Raw genomic sequence first — 19,010 nt, 5'->3', positions numbered from 1 at the left:
TAATCTGGTTTTAGTTATTTTCAGAGATGATGAACATAGGAAGCTCCCTTTTTTGGCTGTTGAGCTTTAGCCCCAGTTTTTTTAGGCTGTCCTTCAATTCCTGATAATTTGAGTTTGGGTTAATTTCAAATTTCATATTTACTAAATCGCTGTATTTGCTTTCATCCAGTACCGGTGGCATTCCGATCATTTTATTAAGATTGAATACCAAATTTTGAAAAGCTGCATTCTTTAAACTTACCTGAAAGCGGAGAGAGTCAACACTTTCAACTTTTATGTCCGTATCTTCGCCAGTATTTCCTTTGTGCCTGGGCATGTCTTTTTCCTTTGTGATCACGAAGCAATCGACAAGTCTATTCTCAATTTTTGTAGATAATGAGAAATAGTTGTCCAAATCGATCTTAAGCTTCATGTACAAAGTGCTGTCTTTTTCCTTTATCGGGTAGACTGCCTCATAACAAAATGTATTTTTGGCATTCCAACTGTCCGCATAATCAACCCGTTTGTCGTAGATATATCTATTTACCTCCCGGACATTATAAATTGTCCTGTTAGTCAGAGTTGGCAAATTGCTCTGCATTGCCCGGGAGTAAAGATTTTTAATTGGATAATTGAAAAATGTCAGGCGCTTGGTCTCATTGCTACTATCAGCAATGACTTTTTCATCTGATCCAATTCCGGAATAATATTTTGATATTATGGAATAATATAATGGAGATGGCTTTAGACTTAGTTTTAAACCAGCATGGTTTACCAACGGTAAAGACGGATCAAATTTTAGATTATCATTCTTAACGGGCCAATCTACATTTGAGTTTTGCAAAAATGCTTCAATGTTACTGGCAGAAACATACTGAGGTATTGTTATAGCCTTTACTACATGATTCACATTCAGCCAAACCTCATGAGAGATGATGTTATGAGGAAATATCTTTTGAAGGATTGTATCGCCGGTAACAAATGGGAGATCAAGACCAGCCAATTTCTTATTTCTTTTTAAAAACGAAGCTACCTTTTCTGATTTTTCATTTGTAATTGGAATAATCTGGATTCTGTCCTTGTACCGTGATTGGAGCTCAGACAGCTCAGGTAGCAAGGCGATACATCCGCTGCAGTTGGTTGCCCAAAAGTCGAATATGATCATCTTACCTTTAAAATCTGACAACTTCATTGAGTTGCCAGGTATGCCTAATACTTCAGAGAAGTAATAATCAGGCATGACATCATTTATTTTTAATTCAATGGTAGATGGCGGCGCAGTAAGAATTGTTTCAGATTGATACTTTTGCGCAAATAAATGATCAAGTGACAGAATTACAGTTAATAGCAAGGCATACGATGCCCAGACACACGGAATGCGTAACATAACAAACTTAATATAAAGTTATACAGGATAATAAGTACACCTGTTTTACCGTCGAGCAATTGTTAAGACAATGAGTATCCTCTAGGGCGTATGACCTAGTAACTCATTATCTATCGTGTGTTGTGATTTTGGCTAATCGGAATAAGACGAATAACCGTGTAATAAGGGACCTACAGAAAGTAGATCACATGACAATCTTTAAAAAAATTTCCTAAATAAAACTAAGACCTTTCAGTGTAGCATCAGAGATGTCTTCACAGAAAGTTAATGGTTTCATTATTCAAAAAATGTTAATCATTTCTTAATCACATTTTTTAGGAAAAGAATTAATTCTGGTACACTATTGCTCGAAACAGGATTAAAAGGGCAGCTTAGTTATTAGGATGAGTTTGTATTTTGGGTGATTTTAGTATGTTCCATGACGTTTTTTTTCGATGACAAATAGATTCATGGACATCCCTAATGCTATAGATATTTACGGGATCCATGATTAAAAAGTTTTCATAATGAGTTATTCCTTATCTATTTCATGCCCTGCATGAAGGTTTAGCAACCCGGATAAGCTGAGTCTGGTTGATAGAATTGACAAGACATACCTTTCTTGTCGTAATTAGATTTGATGTAACAAAGAGGGAGATAACCTGGGGTATGCTTTAAAAATTTACGCAGGCCGATCTCAATTAACGCTGCTGGAGCCTTGGGATCGCTCGGACTAAATCGTAATCAAAACCGAACCTGCGCAAAGTATGTATATTGCGGCGGTGGCCACGCATTTTGCTGGCAAATTTCTGTGTCGATTCAATAGTCCTGCAAACGAATTCCCAAGTTCAGCAGCAGTAAACACAATCATTATTACTGGAATTCTTCCTTCTTCCAATGAATAACGTTAAGCAAATATACTGTATTTACACAAATAATTTAAATATATACACAAGTTTTATGGAATTTAGATTTTTTTTAATTCTGAAGGCACAGCAGTTACGATTCATTAATGTTTAAATATTTATCTTAGCGAAACACAATCATTTGCATTCTTCCAATGGCAACTAAATATAATCGGTTAAGAGTAATCTTAGCAGAGAAAGATATTTCAAACAAAAAATTTGCTCAAATGATGGATACATCAGAAACCACCGTTTCTGGATGGGTTACAAATCAATTTCAACCATCATTGAAGAAAATATATCAATGGGCAACTGTATTAAAGGTTGAGGCGAAAGAATTTATTTATCCTATGACTGAGATGGATAGAATTGAAGTTGATGGCAGTGATGAATAGAATTAATCATTATCGTAGTCTGATATTTTCCGCAAACAAATCTTTTCAGTGATTTCTAGGAAGCTTTTCATACGCCTGGCTATTTCTGTTACTTCACCAATTGTAACCACAAAGGTCTTTCGTTTATATCTGGCATCTACATAGCCTTTCTTAAGTTGATCAAAAAGATGTACTTCGTCCACGTTACTCTTAGGGAATACATTCATTAGCTCCATAGAATAAGGCTTTGCAAATTGACGGAGTTTGTCAAGGTTATGGGTTTTGGGCCGGTTTCCCCAAAAAATTGGTAAAATAGCATTGTATGCTCGTTCCATACATTGATGTAGGAGAAAATCCGCGTCGTAAGGATCATTGTTATTAATGCAAACTTTCGCTAACATCAACGCATTTTGGGCTGGTTGGTACCAGATATCAAAATGTTCCTGCGCAATTACCTTTTTTTCCGGCGACGAGAGTGGCTTTCGCATCGCCAGAGTAAACCTCCCGGTGTCATATAGCAAAATTCCTTCATTCTGAATATCGGAAAAAAAGAACATGCCCTCTCCTAGCCTTCCATTTAAATATTCGATGTCGTAACATATAATGTTAATTTCTACATTATATTTCCTTAGATAAAAATCCTGTATGTGGTTTATTTGATCTTTATAGTTCTCCGATTTATCCTCTACAACAACCAGATAATCATAGTCACTAACGTATTCGTATGTAATATTATCCTCGACATAGCTATCCTCAACCCACTTACCAGTCGCATAAGAACCATAGAGAATAACCATCTCAGGATTAAACTTATCGACAATGTTTCCAATTGCCTGTCTAATGATATTCTGTTTTCCGGGTGGAAGATGATCCAGAGAACTTTTCAATACTGCTGTGCTTTTTTCGCCCGGTGTGTCACCAGGCCTATTTACCAAATCCATAATCCAGGAACCTTAGTTTGAAGTTTATAAAATATTTCAGGTCTTCATTGGTCCACTGTTCACGGTTAACAAGTAAATGTAGCCATTTTTCTCAGGAAGAAAAATAGCCGGCATCCCAGAAGACTCTGAAGCCGGCTTGTCATCCATTGTTTGTTAACCCCAAAAAATTTAATCTCAGGTATATCTAAATGATAATAGGAGTATTGTTATGATTGTAATTTATTAACATTTTTCAAATTAAAACTGATTTTATTGAAAAAAACATAAAGAGGTAGTAACTCTTTACTTAGAGGTAGTGATTCTTACGCGGGGTCATGGAACAATTTTTTAATTATGGTGACTATTATTTGGAGGTTGAACAACCGTAAGCTTTCACATAATTAGTTTTATTCTTTCTTTTGAAAACTTTGGGAACATCCCTTCCTTTTCCTTTTCTTATTATTGTAGGATTGGGGCAGGTCTCCTCTATAACAAATTGTGCTTTTCGTTTAGAGGATCTGGCATGCTCTTTCAAGAAATACAGTTGTGTTATAATCTCTTTGAGTATTGATTCAGAAATACCATGAAAGTTTATAGGAAGATCTTTTTGAAAATATTTACTGCTCGTTCCGAAAGACTTTTGTCGAAAATGTAGAAACTCACTATCTGATAGAAGTAAATCTTCTTTCAATCTGTGTATTAAATATTCTTTTATAGTAATAATTCCATCGTAGATATTATAGATAAGGCATTTGGGATATCCCAATTCTAAATTGATATTAGTAGTTTCATCGGTAGGTATGGGAATATCCTTATGGAAAATACTCGCACTTTTAATTAGATCATGGATATGTTTTTCTAAAATGAGTATCGCTATTGCGTTATCGGCAATCGATACAGAATTCGGCAGTTGTACTATTTTGATATAAAAACTAGTGGGAGACCAATTGCAGACTTTACAAAGCTTTTCTTTAAAGGTTCCTGGTAAATGCGTAAGATATGATAATGAAGATCGTAGAATTGAATGCTGTATTTGAATGCTTCGGATTTGATCCAGATTCATAAAGTGGGGTATTTTAAATTCATATCCAAAATCCGATTAAATTCTGTCAATTTTGTTAATCAAATTAGAACGTTTTCAAAATGATCAAATATTTCCAATTATAAATTCACCAGCTTTATATAGCATTAATTCTCATGCGGTGAAAAGAACCTCTCTTTCTTGGAACATAATACTGGCTTAACTTTGTAGGGTAATTTTATCATAGTGAAAAACCCGGGCCACAGCGATGAGTGATATTGTTGTTCAGAAGCTCGCCAGACAGTTCGAAAAAACCCTTGACAAGGCCATCGCCTACTACAGTCTTCTCTCTACTCTGCATCAGATGAACCTGCAAAGACGTGAAATCGAATTATTGGCTTTTACCGCCGTTCGCGGAACTATTACACCACCTTCAGCAAGGCGGGACTTTATCAAAATCTTCGGTAGCTCATCTGCCACCATTGAGAATGTTAAAGGGCGCCTGCTTAGAAAAAATCTTCTCTATAAAAGTGGGGAAATGTACCGGGTAACTCCGGACTTTGCCCTGGACTTCTCCCGCACTATTGTAATGCAGATCAATTTAAACGTACACCTTGAGTGATATCCTTTTTGAAAATCTGACGCGCCAGGTGGCCATTTCGACTGGAGCCAGCAGGCAGCAAATTGAAGATATACTCAGCCATCAATGGAAATCGGTGGCAATAAAGATCAAAACCAGTATGTCGGTAGAGATCTCAGGAATTGGCCATTTTAAATGCAGCCATCACCGGCTTAAACTGGCTTTGCGAAGAGCCCAACGAATAATGATCAGTTACCAGGCAAAACTCCCAAATTGTTCTCCTTCCCGAACTTCTTCCCTTGCAATAAAAATAAACAGCTGCCAGGCACTTATTGATGGATTAGAAAACCGAATTATCAAATATGAAAGTAGACTGGAAAGGCCTGCTACAGGGAATGTACAACTCCAAGCTAGGCAAAAAATGGATTAAAAGACTTGCGGCGTTCAGATATGATACCTTTTGCAAGCCTTGTGAATACAACTCTAAAAATGTAACTGAAAATACTGGCTTTTCATCCATAAGGCCTGATGAACACTGTATGCACTGCGGCTGTAACCTTCAGTGGAAAACACACCAGCTATCTTCTTCCTGTCCTAAAGGCTTATGGCAGGCCGAAGTAACTGAACAGGAAGCTGCCGGTATAGATCAAATTGTTAAATAATAAAAAGTCACCATGCAAACGATCCTCGCCCTCCTGGAGGTGGTAAAAACTACCGCCGCAATATGTGCTTCCGACAAATTGGAAGAAAAAAATAAATTGCTGGCCTCAGATATCATGCACACTTGCCTTGATATCGTTAAAACCGACATGGACGAACTCACAATTGCACACCGAGAGGCTCAGAAAAAGAAATAAACATGGCAAAAAAGAATGTGTTTATCACTGAAGACCTGGATTGGGCTGAAGAACAGTTGCTTTCATGGAAGGCTTATGTAGATGCTAACCCTTTACATCAACTAAAGGATAGGATAGAATTCAAGCCGACTGCCCGTGGCGGCATAATTCCTATGGTTGTTGCTTCGATTGAACAGCAGGGAAAATTTATTCAGGAAACTATGAAAAATTTCCTGGCTCTACTGGAAGTCGTAGATAGGCTTCGCGAAAGAGAGGAATCCAAAAAAGTTGCAAGAGCAGATAGCAATGTTCCTGAAAGGATGAGACAGAATCTTTAAAATTACAATTTTATATAAACGAATAATTATAGTTACCTATCTAACATCTTTGGTCTTACTCCTACCTTTCCTTATTCACTTTTTACAATACCTGGTATACTTACATGGTATGGCTTTCTCTGTAACCTAAATTGAGAATGTTAACCCCAAATGGAAATCCTATCCAGCGAATTTTTCGCCAACATGAAAACCCTTCCCCTCCCGGGCAGCACAGACTATTCCCAACTAATATCCTGGGAGCTGGAAAAGTGCCTGGGAGGAGTACGTGTTAATGGTATCCATATTCCGGGCTGGCTTTACTTCCATATAAATCACTGGTATATCCGCGCCGACAGATTAGATTCTTATGGCAACGTTATACGTTCTACCCAGCATCCAGATTTACGTGATAATGAATGGGAACGAGCAGAAGCCCTTGAATTATGCCGGCTGCGCAAGCTTGGGTATATGGAAATTGGTCTCCGCCAAGGAGGAAAATCGGAGATGGAGGCATCGATTACTGGATGGAGCGCATTGCTATTTGAAAATACCCAAAACCTTATTGTTGGTGGGAATAAACCGGATCTGGAGTTACTAACCGAAAAGCTAGACTTTGGCCTGAAAAATATCTGGTCCGGACTGGGAATCGGAAAAATAGATAAAGACTGGAGAAAAACTACCGTAAGATTAGGATATAAAGGTAAAGACAATGAGGCCGTAGTCTTCAGCTACATCATGATCCGCAATGCTGATGACGGTAATAATACAGAAGCTCCCGCCGGTACCACTGCAAAGTCTGCGATATTTGATGAAGTTGGTAAATATCCTTTTGCTCAAGTGTTCGAAGCTGCTAAACCAGCTTTCTTAAGCGAATATGGCTGGCGCTGTATTCCTATCCTCGTTGGTACTGGAGGCTCCTTTGAAAAAGGAAGTGACGCAGAACGTTTCTTTTATAATCCTGATGCCAATAATTTCTTGGGTTTCGATGATCTAGTCACCGGCCAACGTACCTGTAAATTCATGTCTGGAGCGTATCGTCAGGATTGTAAATATGATAGTAACCTTGCTACATACCTTCGGCAAGAGAAAGGTTTAGTTATCAATGAAGCAGGTGAACTTGAAAAGATACCCATTAAAATATCTGATAAGGAAAAGGCCATAGCGATAATCAAAGCAGAACGAGAGCAAAAAGCAAAAGATCCCGACCAGACTGAGTATCTAAAACGGGTAATGTACTATCCTCTCACTGTACAGGAATGTTTTCTCACCCTTTCCTCCAACCTGTTTAACGTCGATGCTGCAAAGCGGCAACGCACAAAACTTGCCTCTCTTAACCTCACCGGGGTTCCCATTGAAATATACCACGATGGCGAAAAGCTGCTGCATCGGTTTTCAGACAGATCACCTATTAGCTCATTTCCTTTAAAAGTAAACGAGTCAAAGGATGGTTGCATGGTGATGTACGAAGCACCCGTTAAAGATGCAGCTTTTGGTACTTATGTAGCAGGAGTTGACCCCTATAAGCAGGATACCTCAAAATACTCAAGCTCGTTGGGCGCCATATATATCTATAAGCGTATGCACAACCTGGCCGGTGAAAAGTACCAGGATATGGTCGTAGCCCAGTACGTAGGAAGGCCTTCATCAATTAACACCTGGAATGAAACTGTACGCAATCTTATAAAATACTATAACGCCTATACGCTTTGTGAAAGCGATGATTACGGTTTCATCCAGTACATGATCGGCAAAGGTGACGCCGGCTACTTAATGGAACAACCTGAGTGGCTTCGTGACATTGCCCCTACAACATCTGTACGCAGACAGTACGGCCTACCAGCTACACCGAAGGTGATAGCCCATCTTAACGGACTTTTGAAAAATTATCTGGAGCAGATTATTTCTACGGAGCGAGATGAAAATGGTGCCGTTATAAAAGAGATCCTTGGTATTACCCGGATCCTGGATCCAATACTGCTGGAAGAAATTATCAAATTCAATGCAGACGGAAACTTCGACCGCATAAGGGCAGCCAGTATAGCCATTGCAGTTGCAGTTCACCTTGATGCCCGGCATATTGTTGCCTCTTCAGTAGATGACCCTAGACTGATGGCATATTTTTCTTCTTCCAAAAAATCCTCATCATCCCTTTTGCTCGGTAAATCCTCCACTGCTTTTTACTCCAGATCAAAAGTAAGGCGCCAGCCTTCCTGAAAAAACCTCAAAGTTTAACCTATGGCCATTATTACCCAGACAAAGGGCGGCAAACTCAGTTATGAAAACATCTCTCTATATCCTGATCAGTATGTAAGCGAGCAGGAAAAAAAGTCTGATGATTGGATCAAATCCAATATGGATTACTTTTCCACAATTGCCCATACCCAGTATAGAAAAAACCGCCAGACAATCTCCCGTAATTATGAGCTGGTAAAAGGCATTATCCGAAAAGATGACTTCTACGAGCAGCCGGAGGTTAAAAACTTCATCGATTCCCTTGAGATTGAACAATTGGAACTACCGGCCTATGTCAAACACTATCCTATTTTAAATCCACCACTTAACACGCTGATAGGTGAGCTTACCAAAAGACCGGATACTTCTCGGGTAAAGGCATTTGATCAGGATAGCCGTAACGAGCAACTACAGTACCGCACAGATTTACTGCAACAGATGATCCTGGATAAAGCCTATAGAGGCATCCAGCAAAAACTTTCCTTGCAAGAAAATGAAAACCAGATAACCCCTGAGCAAATTGAGGAGCTCACACTTGAAAAGGTGGAAGATTACCTTACCAGCTATACAACTCTTGCTGAAAGATGGGGTTCCCATGTTCTTGAAGCAACAAAAGTTCAGTTCTGCATTAAGGAAAAATCCGAGGATGCCTTCCGCGATCTTCTCATTACATCTTCTGAATTTTATCATATATACGAGACTCAGGAAAATTCCCTGGGATACTCAGTTGAAACCCTCAACCCTGTTAATGTCTGGAAGCTTACAACTGCCGGTAAAAAATATAGTCGTGACTGGTATGCCGGTGGCACAATTGAGGTAATGGAGTTATCGGAAATCATGGACCGATTCTCTGACATCACTAAAGAAGAAATCGATCACTTACGAAAAACCGCTGAAAGTCATCACTCAAGCGACTATGGGCGAACTACATATGGAAAAAGACAAACGGGTATTAACACAATACAGTATGATACTTATAACCCAGCTATAATTCAAGATCAGATAATTTCCGGATATAATGACGCCCAAGGTTTTTTCGAATATGAATCTACTGACAGGCTTTATCCTGGGCTTAATTCCTGGGGAAACAAATTTACTGTTGTCATTTCCTATTGGAAATCAAAAATAAAAGTAGGAAAGGTTACTTACCGGGATGAGACTACCGGCCAAATTCAGTCGGTTCTGGTAGATGAGACATATCGTAAAGGCACTACCCCAAATGAAATATCGCTCGAATGGCGTTATGCCAACCGCTGGTACCGGGGGCTTTTAATCGGCGCCGATGTATATCATGTCGCTCCTTATAAATTACTGCCATATCTTCCAATCATTGGAGTTACACACGAGTTAAAGAACTCCCGACCAACCAGCCTGATAGATCTGATGAAGCCCTATCAGATGATCTACAATGTTTGCCTAAACCAGCTATGGAAGCTGCTAGAGAAAGAAAAAGGTAAGGTTATTCTCATCCCCTTGCGACATATCCCGATACCAAAGGATGGAGACGGACAAGATGCCCTTGATATGTGGGAGCTGGAGGCAAAAGAGCGCGGCGCTATATTCATTGATGACAGCCCTGAAAATGCCCGTGCTCTCAGTGCGTTTAATCAGTATAGCGCACTGGACTTATCCCGTACCCAGGAAATTCAGTCCCGTTACAATCTGGCATTGCAAATGAAAATGGAATGTTGGGAGCTCGTGGGATTAACCCGTGAGAGATTGGGCAACGTCGCAGCGACGCAAACTGCCACTGGCGTGAATACCTCATTAAGTCAGAGCTATGCTCAGACAGAACCTTATTTCACGCAACATGAGTACGTGCTTAACGAGCTTTACCAGGGAATGCTTGATGCTGCCATGTACATTGAGTCCTCTAAGCCTGTTTCCACTTTAAGCTATATTAACGGAGATGGGGAAAATTCCTTTATTCAGATAAATGGCTCAGAGCTTAAATTACGAGATCTGAAAGTCTTTGTTACCTCCAGAGCTAAGGATCAGATGGCATTTCAGAAACTTCAGGAGCTTGCTCAACCAGCACTTCAGAATGGTGCTTCATTGTATGATATCGCCGAACTGTATACGACAGATTCAATGCGCAAAATGAAAGATACCTTCCGGCGTCTGAAAAACAAACAGGAAGAGTATCTGAAGAATCAGCAGGCAATCCAGCAACAGCAGCTTACGCAGCAGCAGGAACAGTTTGTTTCCTCCCAGCAGGCAGCTGATGAGCGTAGCCGTGAGCAGATGATAAACGATAACTACCAGGCAGAACTGGACCGCATCAATAAAAAGGAAATTGCTATTATCGCTACCTTTAATCGACAAAGCGATAACCTTAAAGATGTGAATGATAACGGAACACCGGACCTACTTGAATATAGCAGGTTCAATGCCGAACAGCAGCATGCTTCAAAAGATTATAATCTGGCAATGCAGAAGATAAACAATGAAAGGATGAAGCTATCCAGGGATAGGGATCTTCAGCTCAAAAATCTGGAAATTGAGAAACAAAAGCTCAAGATTAAACAGGAAGAAATCAAATCCAGGGAAAGAATTGCCCACATCAATAAAAACAAATTTGACTGACGTAATTCTGTTGGTTAGTTTTCCAGTAACTTTCTGCTTGCTATTAACCCTATTCCAAAATTAATGGCCGTTTTATTGAATCCAGCCTGTTGGTTGGTATTGCCGAACTTTGAAAAGTCATATCCGATAGTCTTCTTTTAACTGTTTTCTTATCTTCTTCAAAAGATATTTTCAAAATACAATCAAATCTGTATATCTCTCTGCCAGTCTTCATTGTAGCTTTTATAATACAGCTATCGAGCTGCTGCAGAGAGATATTCTGAGTTAAAAGATCCATATCCATATTTGGTGGAAATGCCTGTTTCCATGAAAAGATCTGGAGTTTTGATGCGAGTGTTTTTCCTGTAGTCGGGTTTTCCAGGTAAAAATTAACTGGATCTGCACTTTCCCTCGATACATCTCTATTTACCAGCTTTATTTGAATTGACTTTACTTTTTGAGCATTTACAATTTGAGAAAAGACTAGCGTAGACGAAAAAATTAATAAGCGATATAGCACAACTAACAGTTTTTATCAATGATGTTTAACAAGATTTATCCACAGTACACACATTGATAACAAAAAGTACCAGAAAGGAATAAGAATAATATTCTTTTGATTTAATCTAGTTCTTCGTCTTTATCCAAACCATAAAAGTTATAGGTAAGAGGATCAACTATGATTCCGCTAATATCGTGGTATGATTTCATAGCATTTAGCAATTCCTCTATTTTTGATATTATAAACATAAAATCCTGACTTGGTAAAACGAAAAGACCCCTTAAAAAAGATGAACTGATTGTCGAGATCATTATTCCATGGTCTACTTCAACTAATACTCCTTCCTGAGTCGGATTCTGAACTTTCAAGATATAGGAATTCCTATTAGAAATAGGATAATAGCGTGCTCCATCGACAATTCGACATCCATCGAAATCACCAAAATGACCAACAGTAAGTTGAGGCATTGACAGAATAGCGTGTAAATCCTGTAAACGACGTATTAAGGTAATAACCCGATGCTGAATTGTAATATCAAAAAGGTTTCCGAAAGCCGGTAGATATAATAATTGTTCCAGTTGACCTGCGATATAACTATAATCTTTAAATAGGAAAAAACCCAAAATTTTCTTCTGGTGAAGGTGATATTGTAATTCCTTTGTTGACCAATCCAACATTTCCCATTCCAATTGAGCGTAGTATTTATGCTCATATCCTAAGCACAATCTGAAAAGATTATTATACGCCTCCATATATAGCGCATCCATCTTCTGCTTTAAATGCTGCCTTACGGCCTCAGTTGGAGTATCTAGCTTTAAAATAGCTCTCAAAGCAATTTCTAACGTATTCTTTAAAGCTCCCTTTCCTTCTTTTTTGTTTTTACCTGAATATTGAATTGGTCGCCTGGACCTTACATCAAAAGGTAAGTCTTCTACACATCCCGTATCAGTATTAAAGATAGTAATTACGTGATCCCATCCTAAAATACGAGCAGCATAGCCTAACTCTATTAGTACATTAGGATTGGGTGTTTTTCGCTCTTTCGCATCTTGGTTGATAATACTGATATCAGCAACAAAAACATGTGAATTATCTATTTTACTAAAAATTGTGCTTACTATTTCAGGTGTTCCTCCAATGCCAACAGTATCTCTATCTAAAACGGGATCAAGGTCCAATTGCTCATTAGATATGTTTTTGATGGCATCTTCAAGATTCTTTTGGAGGAATGATCTGTTTGTATTATTTGGAAGGTCCGATAACCAGGAATAAAATACTTTCTTTTTCAAGGTATAATATCATTTAACTCAAATTTAAATATTGTTCTCCAGCATTTCGATAAACGCCAAATTATTTTCAAAAAGAAATCTGATCAGAGATTACTTAATGCTATATGGAGTTGTAATTTTTTGATTTACAGCTGCTTACGATGAATTTTGAATTATTTTTCACTTTACCTTTACTTAACGGCAGATCCGGAACCTTCTACAGTCCGATCTACTGAGAAAAATAATCCTCTGCACTTTTTAAAGATTACCCTTAAATCTCCATATGGATACGCAGACTTCGACGCCACCGAAGAATGAAACCTTCAATATAAGTAATATCGCTCCTCTGGATAATGCTTACCTGGAAAGCTTGTTCAACAGTGATCCTGATGAGGTCTCCCCTATTGAATCAGAAGCGACGGCAGGCGAACCCACAAGCGACAAAGCAGGTATTGAAATAGAACAGCCCGCACCTGAGCCTTCAAAACCGGTTTCCAGATTCATTGAAAACGGATCAGATTTTATTGACAGTCTCGATCAAAATAAGACTGAGGATAAAAAAGACGCACCTGGTAAAGAAGGAAAGGCAACACCCCCATCTCCCGGAGATGATAAAGCAACCAGCGATGCTCAACAGCTTTCCGGATCCATACCTGCCTTTTCAAAAGAACTGTATGAACTTGGTATTCTCACTACTGACCAGGGGCAGCAACAACCGGATATAAATACACCCGAGCAACTTCTTGAAGTTCTCGGCGAGGAAAAGAAAAAGGGAGCAGTACAGATCCTTGACAATATTCTATCCACTTATGGCCAGGATTACAAAGATGCCTTTTATGCCATTTATGTTTCCGGTGTAAATCCCAGGGATTATTTCGGGCAGGTTGAAAATATTAGTTCTTTGGAAGGGCTAGACCTCTCTGTTATTGAAAATCAAAAAGCAGTATTAACCCGCCACTATAAAGAATTAGGCTGGGATAACAACAAAATCGCCTCCAAGATTGAAAAGCTGGAAAACTACCAGGACCTGGAAGAGGAAGCAAAAGATATTCATGCTTCTCTGCTGTCCAAGGAGAAGAAATCTTTAACAGAATCCGAAATCCGCCGAAAAGAAGAAATTGCGCAGAAAGCCGCAGCTGAAAAGCAGCATGCAGCTGGCATTCAGCAGATCATAACTGAAAAAATAAAAGCCAGAGAATTTGATGGCATCCCGGCAGATGAAAAAACCATGCGCCAGCTCTCCTCATATATGCTGGAGAAAAAATGGCAGTTAGGGTCTGAACAGATAACTGATTTTGAAAAAGAAATCCTGGATCTTTCAAGACCTGAAAACACGGAACTACAGGTAAAAGTAGCCCTACTACTACATCTGTTAAAAACTGATCCTACACTTTCCCGTCTTCAGAAAAAAGCCGTTACTCAGGAAACCAACAAGATGTTTTCTTTCCTGCAAAGAGATAGTAAAGTCGCAAAGAAAACAACTGCCACCAAAAGAAACTTTTTCGACGATTAAATATCATCCATTGTTTGTCTTCCCCACTTTATTTAAGTCAGTGGGGCATCTAACACGTTAACCCCACTCAGATGTTAAGTTCGATTCCCGGCCACGTTGGCTTTAAATACGGAAGATATGCTTCTATGGACGGACGTGCTATCGGAAAATTTACTGATAGTAATCACCTGTCAACCCTAAGATCAGAACGCCCGGCAGATTATGATAAAAAGATCATAGATATCTATACGGAGTCCCACCTGTATAGTAATGATTTCCTTAATATGATTAATAAGGCAACGCCTTATTACATTGACGGGAACACTGATAGCTGGCAGTGGGAACATAGTGCACCTTTTCTTTTCCCTCAGGTACTTGAAATCCCTGGTTCCACACTATCTCAGGATAAAATTGGAATCGATGGTAAAGAGTTTCACCTGGTTCTTGATACCAATGAATTTGCGAAGAACTCAGTAATCGTGTTGGGTCACAAATTATTTGGTCCAAGGCTTTACGTAACAAAAGATCCACAGGTATATGGCGCCGGCTTCCTGTATGAGTTTACACTGGTTGCTGCAAACCCCAAAATTCAGTCGCTCGACAAACAGTGGATTCTTCCCGGAACAACCTGCCAACTGATCGATGTGGTGATCGGTGAACACGATCAGGATTTGGGTGGCCTTCCTCGCCTGGGACGCACCATCAAGCTCTTTGATTCTCTTGGTGCATCTTACGGTTTCGCACATAAAAATACCAAATGGGCCGACCAGCGCGTACTCAGAGACAGCGTAACCGGAAAACCTTTGGATATTTTGTACTACGCCAAAATGGGCGAGCGTGGAGAGCTACCAACCAGCATAAGTAATATCCGTTGGGAACCCACAATTGAATTTTTGCTGCGTAAACAGATGTTGGAAACCAAAGTCCAGAGAATGATCTGGAATCATCCAGGATCAGTTAAATCTGGTGGATCCAAACAGGAGATCAAAAAAATAAGTGGTGGCGTCCACTACAAAATGCGCGAGTACGGAAACTATGTTCCCTACAATCGTGGCGAGTTTTCACCTGGCCTTATCCGAAATGTTTTCGGAGATCTTTTTTACCGCAGAGTTGATATGGCTCAGCGCCATGTTACAATGTATACGAACGAAGCAGGCTACGATGTATTCAACGAAGCGCTGAAAAAAGATCTGTTTAATATGGGTCTTACAGTTGTCGCTGATGGTAGGTTTATCAGTGGCTCTGGGCAGAACATGAGTGTCAATTACGGTTTTGATTCAATGGTGACCAGAGAAACAGGCCGTGTAGAACTTAAGCATTTAAAAGAGCTTGATCTTCCGCAGCACAACCGCGAGTTCGGCCAGAATCGCAAAAGTACTCCTGTATTTATGGTTTTTGACGTGAGTCCGTCTTCTGATGGGACGTTCACTGACCGAATCCGTGAAGTTCGTCAGGCAGGTGCGCCGAGCATGACTTATGGCTACATCAATGGGCGTCAGCACCACCTGGGCCATCAGGCTTCACAAGGTATGGATTCTTCCAGCATGGACCCCGGATACGTTCTGTGGATGGAAGATAGAGCAGACTTGATGATAGAAGATCTGTCCAGAACAGTATTAATCGAAGAAATCCCTCAGTACTAATTATAGAATCCCCTTTACACCCTAAGGTAACCCTGGCATCACTCCTGGCGCCGGGAATTATTTCCCCACCTTATTAAAAGATAAGCGGTTAGCTCGTGACTACAGTGGGGGCAACACTCCAAATTAATTACATGGGAAAAATTGGCATTATATCAAGCATTCCACTGTCAGAAGGTGGATCTACTTTTGAAAGTGCGCTTGCAAAAGCTGGACTAACCAGGCAGCCAGGTACAGGTAGGACGTTTCTACCTCATAAGGAGAAAAACAATGAATATCGTACTGGTCTAAACCCTGATGCAGCCTACATTAACAAGATTTCTGATCCTTCTGCCCGAAAATACGAAAAAGAAAAAGCCGGGGCAGAAAGAAAACGGCTGGAACAGGCCTTAAAAATTGATCTTGATTCAAGGGCTGACTTCTACAATATTTCCAGTTGGTCTCCAACAACCACCGGAAAACTGGTGGTTGAACCAGTGAAGCTTACTGATGGAAAAAATTATTTCGATTTGGAAAACCCGCTTCAAGCTGTAACTTTTGCCTGGCTTCGTGTTCACCCCCAGATTGCCAGCAGCTTTGAAGCCTATCAGCGCGGTGCGTTTCCTGATGCAAGATTCTTTGTACAGGACGATGAAATGGAACAGGAAGTTACCTATCGCAGAAAATCCACTGTTAATAAAGCCATATTCACCCTCGATGCATTATCACTGGAGAAACGAAAGAAGATTGCCCGCCAGTGCGCACTCGCTGTTGCCGATGGCGACAAAGAGGAAGTTGTTTATAACATCCTGGACACCTTTATAAAACAGGGTATGATTAAAACGGGTGCCTTCGAAGGAATGGAAGGCGTTGACGTATTCATGCGCTTTGTTACCATGACAGATGAAGTATTGCACGTAAAAGATCTGGTGAAGCAGGCCATTACCCACTCAATTTATCGAAGGGACAAGCTTGGGAAAATTTATGAGGGCCAGGTGGAAGTAGCTAAAACAGAAGCAGAGCTGACAGATTTATTACTGGATGAAAAAAATCAATCCGATCTACTGCTTTTGGAAGATAAACTGAAAGCGAAGAAATCGGTAATGTTATGATCGGCGTCGAAGAGCTTATTTATGATATTGATCTAAAGCTCAATAAGGTGGCGACCTTCGGACATCAGGCAATAGCCATCGAAGATAAGCTCATTGCTTTAAATGACGCTCAGATAGCTCTAATTAAAAGTAAGGTAGTTTCCTTTCATCCTGGCGCCTATGGACTTGACAGTTATAAAAAGAGATATGAAGATTTGCAGCTACTATTTGTACCACATAAAGAATTGGCCATAAAAAAAGATGCGAAATCTTTTCTAAACAGGTATGTAGCTCCCATCACCGTAACATTTACAGACTACCTGTTTTATATTGACAGCTATTTTTTGTGTTCAAATCAGTATTGCAGCGGTCACCATGTTAAAGGTTTTAGAGTGAAGCATGCTGATCTTCAGGTGATACTAACGGGTGCTAATACATGCCCCAGTTTTTCTTATCAGGAAATGCCGGTAACTGTTTCTAATAACTCGCTTGAATGCTATAGTGATGGTACGTTTCAGGTAGACCGTGCTTTTCTCTCATATTTAAGATACCCCCGAAAAATCAATATAGAAGGCTTCATCGATTTTGATGGTGCTCCCAGTATAACTTCGGACTGTGAACTTCCCTATTATTTAAAAGATGAAGTTGTAAATCTGGCTGTTGAGCAACTGGCAGTCAGCACTGAAAATTCTCCGGCAGCCGGTTATGTTATCCCACGAAATCAGCAAACCCCATAAAAATATTGTAATAGATGGATTACTCTCTTACTACCATGTTTGTTTTACCTGTTGGTAATCTGCTTCCTGTTGCCGGATCCACGGAAAATCTTGAAGCAAAGCAGTTTGGAATATTTACCGCCGACTATCTGCCGGCAACAGCTGCAAATATCGTTAACCAGCGCTACATCTATCTGGCTCAAGGCAGATATGAAAATGCTCCTTATGTAGGTTCGAAACGATCTAATAAAATATCCAAAAACAGAATTTATTCCTGGTATAAAGTCACTGCCGAACCTGATGTAGTTAATCAGGCAACGGTAGTATCCGGTTTCCAGGTAAAATGCGGAGAGCAGTTAACTGTTACAATCCGCGCGCATAGCAACTATATCGATATTGGTTTTGCCAACGGTTATACCCAGTCGGTTACGGTTGAAGCACCGTGTTGCAACTGTGGCGCCGATCCTTGCGCCCAGGTGGATGCCGCCGATATTGAAAAGATGGTCGATGACCTGATTGCAAAGTTCAGGGTATCCGGTCCATTTATGGGTGGGGTACTCACTCACTATCTGAACATTTTTAAAACTGGTAGTGCGGATACCACCAAACTGGTGATTGAAGGAAAACCCCTCGACAGAGATGGTAGACTATGCGACGTGAGTGCCAATCCCTTTGAGTATGACAGACTTTGGTATGAGGTTTTCGTTACCAAAGGAGCTCCTACTACTCAGGATCCGATTACTTATGATAGATGCGACCAGGTTGCAACTATAACGGTAAATTCAAGAGCACTGTTTACTCGTGGCAGTGCCGATGAAATGTATCACCTGGAAAAATATTACTACGCAAACCAAAGCCCAATTTTAAAAACGCTTTCAGACAAAAGCGATTATAACGGTGCTTATGAAAGCTATATTGTACCGGGCAGGTTTTATGATTTCTACTACCTCAAGTTTGGGTCTGTTGACGAGCATCATACCTGGGATAATTCTTTGCAGCAGGATGAAGCAGTGATACTGGCTATTCCGACAGGTCAGAGCGCTCCCGTTGAATCATTACTTTCCGTATATCTGGGAGCACCTGAAGATTATTCTGCTGCCGACAGATCACCATCGGTTAGTTCATCTACTACTTCTTCCACAACAACATCTACTGGCACCAGTTCCACTACCACAACAACAACGACACTGATCCCATAAAGATCAGCCTACTTTAAAAACGATAGTA

The 19,010-nt window shown here is 40.0% G+C and carries 17 protein-coding genes; 12 read left to right on the top strand and 5 right to left on the bottom strand.

The window, feature by feature from the left end; all coding sequences use genetic code 11:
• Positions 1 to 10: 10 nt before the first annotated feature.
• On the bottom strand, positions 11 to 1,219 hold the full coding sequence (locus AC1DFM_RS10610) for a TlpA family protein disulfide reductase (RefSeq protein ID WP_477076697.1): 1,209 nt from the start codon (positions 1,217 to 1,219) through the stop codon (positions 11 to 13).
• Positions 1,220 to 2,405: 1,186 nt separating this feature from the next.
• Between AC1DFM_RS10610 and AC1DFM_RS10605 the strand changes: the two genes are divergently transcribed.
• Positions 2,406 to 2,645 carry a helix-turn-helix transcriptional regulator gene (locus tag AC1DFM_RS10605; protein WP_477076696.1) on the top strand — a complete coding sequence of 80 codons (240 nt, stop codon included), beginning with the start codon at positions 2,406 to 2,408 and terminating at the stop codon, positions 2,643 to 2,645.
• Between the two features lie 2 nt (positions 2,646 to 2,647).
• On the opposite strand, the gene AC1DFM_RS10600 is transcribed toward AC1DFM_RS10605, so the two are convergent.
• Together AC1DFM_RS10600 and AC1DFM_RS10595 are read right to left on the bottom strand one after the other, a co-directional pair.
• Positions 2,648 to 3,565 carry a HEPN domain-containing protein gene (locus AC1DFM_RS10600; RefSeq protein ID WP_477076695.1) on the bottom strand — a complete coding sequence of 306 codons (918 nt, stop codon included), beginning with the start codon at positions 3,563 to 3,565 and terminating at the stop codon, positions 2,648 to 2,650.
• A gap of 343 nt (positions 3,566 to 3,908) precedes the next feature.
• Positions 3,909 to 4,607, bottom strand: coding sequence for a hypothetical protein (locus tag AC1DFM_RS10595; RefSeq protein WP_477076694.1), 699 nt, complete (start codon positions 4,605 to 4,607; stop codon positions 3,909 to 3,911).
• Positions 4,608 to 4,833: 226 nt separating this feature from the next.
• Between AC1DFM_RS10595 and AC1DFM_RS10590 the strand changes: the two genes are divergently transcribed.
• The 6 genes from AC1DFM_RS10590 (at position 4,834) to AC1DFM_RS10565 (ending at position 11,116) form a co-directional block, all read left to right on the top strand.
• Positions 4,834 to 5,187 (top strand): hypothetical protein, encoded by a 354-nt coding sequence (locus tag AC1DFM_RS10590; protein WP_477076693.1) that lies wholly within the window; start codon positions 4,834 to 4,836, stop codon positions 5,185 to 5,187.
• Complete coding sequence (locus AC1DFM_RS10585; RefSeq protein WP_477076692.1) at positions 5,180 to 5,575, top strand: hypothetical protein; 396 nt, start codon at positions 5,180 to 5,182, stop codon at positions 5,573 to 5,575. The genes AC1DFM_RS10590 and AC1DFM_RS10585 overlap by 8 nt, the downstream gene beginning before the upstream one ends.
• Positions 5,576 to 5,819: 244 nt before the next feature.
• Positions 5,820 to 6,002 (top strand): hypothetical protein, encoded by a 183-nt coding sequence (locus AC1DFM_RS10580; protein ID WP_477076691.1) that lies wholly within the window; start codon positions 5,820 to 5,822, stop codon positions 6,000 to 6,002.
• A 2-nt stretch (positions 6,003 to 6,004) separates the two neighbouring features.
• Positions 6,005 to 6,319: a hypothetical protein gene (locus tag AC1DFM_RS10575; RefSeq protein ID WP_477076690.1), complete on the top strand. Its 315-nt coding sequence runs from the start codon at positions 6,005 to 6,007 to the stop codon at positions 6,317 to 6,319.
• Between the two features lie 183 nt (positions 6,320 to 6,502).
• A complete protein-coding gene (locus AC1DFM_RS10570; protein ID WP_477076689.1) occupies positions 6,503 to 8,512 on the top strand; it encodes a hypothetical protein in 2,010 nt (669 codons plus the stop codon).
• A gap of 21 nt (positions 8,513 to 8,533) precedes the next feature.
• Positions 8,534 to 11,116 carry a hypothetical protein gene (locus AC1DFM_RS10565; protein ID WP_477076688.1) on the top strand — a complete coding sequence of 861 codons (2,583 nt, stop codon included), beginning with the start codon at positions 8,534 to 8,536 and terminating at the stop codon, positions 11,114 to 11,116.
• Positions 11,117 to 11,165: 49 nt separating this feature from the next.
• Here the strand turns inward: AC1DFM_RS10565 and AC1DFM_RS10560 are convergent, their stop codons facing one another.
• Both AC1DFM_RS10560 and AC1DFM_RS10555 read right to left on the bottom strand, forming a co-directional pair.
• On the bottom strand, positions 11,166 to 11,615 hold the full coding sequence (locus AC1DFM_RS10560) for a hypothetical protein (RefSeq protein WP_477076687.1): 450 nt from the start codon (positions 11,613 to 11,615) through the stop codon (positions 11,166 to 11,168).
• Between the two features lie 101 nt (positions 11,616 to 11,716).
• On the bottom strand, positions 11,717 to 12,886 hold the full coding sequence (locus tag AC1DFM_RS10555) for a hypothetical protein (RefSeq protein ID WP_477076686.1): 1,170 nt from the start codon (positions 12,884 to 12,886) through the stop codon (positions 11,717 to 11,719).
• Between the two features lie 262 nt (positions 12,887 to 13,148).
• Between AC1DFM_RS10555 and AC1DFM_RS10550 the strand changes: the two genes are divergently transcribed.
• The 5 genes from AC1DFM_RS10550 to AC1DFM_RS10530 all read left to right on the top strand — a co-directional run bounded on the left by AC1DFM_RS10550 (position 13,149) and on the right by AC1DFM_RS10530 (position 18,982).
• The gene (locus AC1DFM_RS10550) at positions 13,149 to 14,378 is read left to right on the top strand and encodes a hypothetical protein (RefSeq protein WP_477076685.1); all 1,230 of its coding nucleotides are present in this window, start codon (positions 13,149 to 13,151) and stop codon (positions 14,376 to 14,378) included.
• 71 nt (positions 14,379 to 14,449) lie between these two features.
• Entirely contained in the window at positions 14,450 to 16,000 is a 1,551-nt protein-coding gene (locus AC1DFM_RS10545) for a hypothetical protein (RefSeq protein WP_477076684.1), read from the top strand.
• A gap of 131 nt (positions 16,001 to 16,131) precedes the next feature.
• Complete coding sequence (locus AC1DFM_RS10540) at positions 16,132 to 17,088, top strand: hypothetical protein (RefSeq protein ID WP_477076683.1); 957 nt, start codon at positions 16,132 to 16,134, stop codon at positions 17,086 to 17,088.
• Entirely contained in the window at positions 17,085 to 17,804 is a 720-nt protein-coding gene (locus AC1DFM_RS10535) for a hypothetical protein (RefSeq protein ID WP_477076682.1), read from the top strand. Before AC1DFM_RS10540 ends, AC1DFM_RS10535 begins: the two co-directional genes overlap by 4 nt.
• A gap of 14 nt (positions 17,805 to 17,818) precedes the next feature.
• On the top strand, positions 17,819 to 18,982 hold the full coding sequence (locus tag AC1DFM_RS10530) for a hypothetical protein (RefSeq protein ID WP_477076681.1): 1,164 nt from the start codon (positions 17,819 to 17,821) through the stop codon (positions 18,980 to 18,982).
• Positions 18,983 to 19,010 lie beyond the last annotated feature (28 nt).

This window comes from Chitinophaga sp. 05T412, assembly GCF_056396465.1.
Note: the sequence above shows the minus strand (reverse complement) of the source record. Positions and strands in the feature narration are given on the sequence as shown.